General features: G+C 36.8%; 3 protein-coding genes and 1 pseudogene. 3 read left to right on the top strand and 1 reads right to left on the bottom strand.

Translation table 11 applies throughout. The annotated features are described in order from the left end of the window. The coding region (locus AB4140_RS18805; protein ID WP_372002182.1) for a tetratricopeptide repeat protein at window positions 1-1,010 on the top strand (1,010 nt) is incomplete at its 5' end. Window positions 1,011-1,154: 144 nt separating this feature from the next. On the opposite strand, the pseudogene AB4140_RS18800 reads toward AB4140_RS18805, so the two are convergent. Beyond that, window positions 1,155-1,445, bottom strand: a pseudogene (locus AB4140_RS18800) (integrase core domain-containing protein); the annotation flags it as partial. A gap of 475 nt (window positions 1,446-1,920) precedes the next feature. Between AB4140_RS18800 and AB4140_RS18795 the strand changes: the two are divergent. Then, window positions 1,921-3,093: an SIR2 family protein gene (locus AB4140_RS18795; RefSeq protein ID WP_372002180.1), complete on the top strand. Its 1,173-nt coding sequence runs from the start codon at window positions 1,921-1,923 to the stop codon at window positions 3,091-3,093. Window positions 3,094-3,204: 111 nt separating this feature from the next. Next, window positions 3,205-4,032 carry a hypothetical protein gene (locus AB4140_RS18790; protein ID WP_372002178.1) on the top strand — a complete coding sequence of 276 codons (828 nt, stop codon included), beginning with the start codon at window positions 3,205-3,207 and terminating at the stop codon, window positions 4,030-4,032. Window positions 4,033-4,046: the final 14 nt, after the last annotated feature.

The following is a 4,046-nucleotide window of genomic DNA, read 5'->3' as shown; positions in this document are numbered from 1 at the left end:
AAGCAGAAGATGTGTGGGCAAAAGACTACACCATAAGCCTAGGTAACCTGGCATTTTCTTATAAACAAAATAACCAACTGAGCGAAGCGATAGCGCTTGATGAAAAAGCGTTGGCTATCTGTGACAAATATTACCAGCAAGCGCCAGACGTGTGGGCAGAAGACTACACCAAAAGTCTAGCTAACCTGGCATTTTTATATTCAGAAAATAACCAACTGAGCGAAGCGATAGCGCTTGAAGGAAAGGCGCTGGTTATTCATGAAGCTTATTACCAGCAAGCGCCAGATGTGTGGGCAGGAAAGTACACATTCAGCCTGAATAACCTGGCATTTTTATATTCAGAAAATAACCAAGTGCGCGAAGCGATAGCGCTTGATGAAAAGGCGTTGGCTATTCGTGAGGCTTATTACCAACAAATGCCTGATGTATGGGCGAAACGCTACACTACGAGCCTGAATAACCTTGCTCATAATTATTCTAGCGAAGGAAGAGAGACCGATGCATTAGTCCTGCTTAAAAAGGTAGTTGCTGTAAATGAAGGATTGTACCAGCAGTCACCAGTAATTTGGCAATATGATTATATTAATTCTTTGCAGCGTACTGGTACCATGTATTTTAAATTGTGTAATTATAGAAGTGCTTATGAACAGCTTCATCAGTATTTCGATTTGTTTTCTTTAGATACTATCAATGATATTAAGCAAAGTAACAGTTTTATTTATTCCTTTGTGAAATACGTGCAAGCGTCGAATATTTTATCAATACCTGAAAGTATTAATTTTGAACAATTGGCTAATGCCTTCATAGTCAATATGACGGGTAAGTTTGCAAATGACTATAAGAAGCATATTGATTTATTACTAAATAGATATGCAGATGACTATAAGAAACATATCGATCTATTACAAAATGGTGATGAAAATACACTTGATTATATCGAATTTGCAAAATCAAATAACTCACTTGAGAAAGAGAGGTATCAAATATTTAAACAGTATTTTTGTAAATGAGGTCAGGTGGGGGTGACTAAGTAAATATGGCCAATTGCTTATAAGTTTTCAGCGCGAGATTTTATCTGAAGTAATATTAGCAGAAATAATTTCTAGCTTACTTGATGTGGTCAAGTAAATCTGTACACACGTAGGGGGATTTTCTTATGCCGCCATTTCAGCTGCTGTTGGGGTCATATAATTATTGTAACTATGCCCGCGTTTTGTATTGTAATGCTTTAATATGTAGTTCAACACATCATGCTTTGCTTCATCAAAATGTTGATATCCGTTCTTTGGCATCCATTCCGTTTTATAGCTTCTAAAAAAACGCTCCATTACGGCATTATCCCAGCAATTACCACGGCGGCTCATACTCTGATTAATTTGGTATTTCCAAAGCATTTGTCGATATTGGAGACTGCTGTAGTGACAACCTTGGTCTGAATGAAATAGTTGTAGTGGTTAAGCAAAACTTGCCACTACTTTGTAGTCAATTGATGTGTTTGGCATAGAATAAGTTATCAGAAAATTCAGCTGCACTTGTTCATCGTAACTCGGAATTGTCCAAAAATGGGTTAGAGGACTAGCTCATTTCTGCCCCAAAATGATTTTCACTGGTAGAAGTTGTTAGTAGCGCAATTAAAGCTTCAGCCTTATAAAAGCTAATGCGGGATGCAAGATATAAGACCTGCATGAGCATTGCACTTTATGCAATGATGACAGTTCTTTGTTTCACTCAGGCGGAGAAACTAGGAATCAGTTCTTTCTATGTTCTAACTCATTGTTGATACAGTGGTTTACTGTTAGTCTTGAGTAATTAAAGTACTGGCGACCTGTTCTTATTAAGACCGTTCTTATTCGGAATTCAGCCTAATATACTGTTAGGCCTCTTACGGTGCTTTTATCCTAAATAAATTAAGTAGATGTTATGGACGAAGATAAGAATAGTTTTAGAGTCTTTATTATTGGTGCTGGTTTTTCAGTACCTGCTGGTTTACCAACGGCAGCAGAATTATATAATGAAGTACGAACACGAATAGAACGCAATTATGGTACTGACACCAAGTTTCATCGCTCATTAAATGAGTATATAAAATACAGAAAAAAGTCTGATGGTATTGAAATTAGTATTGATTCAATAGACTTAGAGCATTTTATGTCGTTTTTAGATATTGAACATTTTTTGTGGCTTGAGGGTAGCGATACGTTTAGTGAGCACGGAAACTCAGCCCAGCTCTTTATCAAAAGATACATCGGCCAAGTAATACATGAATGCACCCCTGCTGTTGATGCATTACCTGATGAATATTATGAATTTGCAAGGCAACTTCAGCCAACTGATCTTGTAATAACACTCAACTATGATGTTATTTTAGAGCGAGCATTAGAGCATGTTGGAAAGGCTTATCGACTTTTTCCTCATCGTTTTAGCTCTGTTGGAAAATATTCGAATCGAATTGATGATTCTGTTGAGGAAATTAAAGTCTTAAAATTACATGGTTCTTTAGATTGGTTTAGCAATAAGCAATACCTCTCAGGGCTTGATGCTTTTAAGAAACAAGGAGTTGATGGAAAGCCGACAGATCCGATTTTCAATAGTGGTGACCGATATGGCGCTTACCCCTTAGTTGATGGAGAGCGAAGTTCTGAAGATCCTCTTAATAATGTTTACCGATTAAAGCATATTGATAGTTTCTATGATAATTCGTCTCCTCCAGGAGTTCCATTAATTCTATCTCCCTCGTATATGAAAATAGTATACGCGACTCCATTTATGGATTTTTGGAATGGACTTGGTCAAGTTGGAGGAATGCATTTGGGTCTTAATATTATAGGTTTCTCTCTCCCTGAACATGATGACTATCTTAAAGTAACATTGTTCAAAATGGCTCAAAATTATCAAGAGCTTAACTGGGATATGGAGATGCTTAATAAGCTAAAAGATAAGATTAAAGTCATCGACTACAGAACGGATGATGATGGGAAAGATGAGTTAAGAGGCCGTTACAAATTTTTTGATAATGATAAGTCTGAATTCTTTTATAATGGCTTTTCATCTGAGGCTGTAAATTTCATATTTACTAATCAGCGAAAGGCCTAACAAGTCAATTTAAGCGGAACTAAAACGGTTGGCTATTGTTCGTTCCTCACAAAATTATAGCCAACAATTTTAGTTCCGCTTAATATGGGCGTTAAGTTTTTTGGAGTTTTGATGACATCAATAGTTTGTTGGAGAAATCTTGAGCAAGAAAAAAATCTTGCTTGGGTCATGGGAGATGGCTTGTGGGCCGTAAGTGATACGAGAGTTTCAAATAATGGATCAGTAATGACTGACAACTGCCCAAAGGTTTATTCCATTTCTGCATTGACTTATGACGGCTCAGATATTCATCGAAGTAATCCAAAATGCCTCTTTAGATTTGGTTTTGGATTCGCTGGTAGCACGTTAATCGGTTGCAACGTGAAAGAAATGTTAAGTTTCTTTGTCGGTAATCTCTCTGAGATTCAGTACTATGACAAACCAGATTTCCCTTACGAAGATAAACTTCCCTCACTAATGGAAGTTGCACAGCTTTGTAAAAATATTGGCGATAAATACATATTAAGTTTAGGGTTTAGTTTCCCAAATAGTGCTCGATGTGAATTTTTGATATTCGGTTGTTGCCCTAAAACAAAAAAGTATCGAACCATTACTTTAAGAAACACTCCAGAAAATCCCGCAGAGCTCACTATTGAAGAGGTATTACTTGGTGCTAATGAATATCTTGTTTTAGGTGATCAAAAAGAACGCGTTTCTCAAAAAATTGACTCATTAAAAGAAAGTTCAATTTATGAAAGTAAAAAGGAACGAGATGCCCCAATATTTGCACTTGCGTCAATACTTGAAGAAGATAGTGGCTCTATTGGTGGGTACCTACAACTATGCATATCGACCATAGTAGATACGAAGCAGTTCTTTATATCGTTAGACACAAACGACAAGCATAATTACCAAATTGCTGGCTTTGATTTAATGAGCGAGTTGTCGATGCTTGTGTAACCCTCCCTTATATC

This window comes from Shewanella sp. 10N.286.51.B2 (assembly GCF_041469265.1).
Lineage (GTDB): Bacteria > Pseudomonadota > Gammaproteobacteria > Enterobacterales > Shewanellaceae > Shewanella.
This window is presented reverse-complemented; position numbering and strand designations above follow the sequence as displayed.

What these genes read in the sequence shown, in the direction of transcription:
- AB4140_RS18795 (WP_372002180.1), top strand. Translation starts at nt 1,921, where the DNA reads ATGGACGAAGATAAGAATAGTTTTAGAGTCTTTATTATTGGTGCTGGT.
- AB4140_RS18790 (WP_372002178.1), top strand. Translation starts at nt 3,205, where the DNA reads ATGACATCAATAGTTTGTTGGAGAAATCTTGAGCAAGAAAAAAATCTT.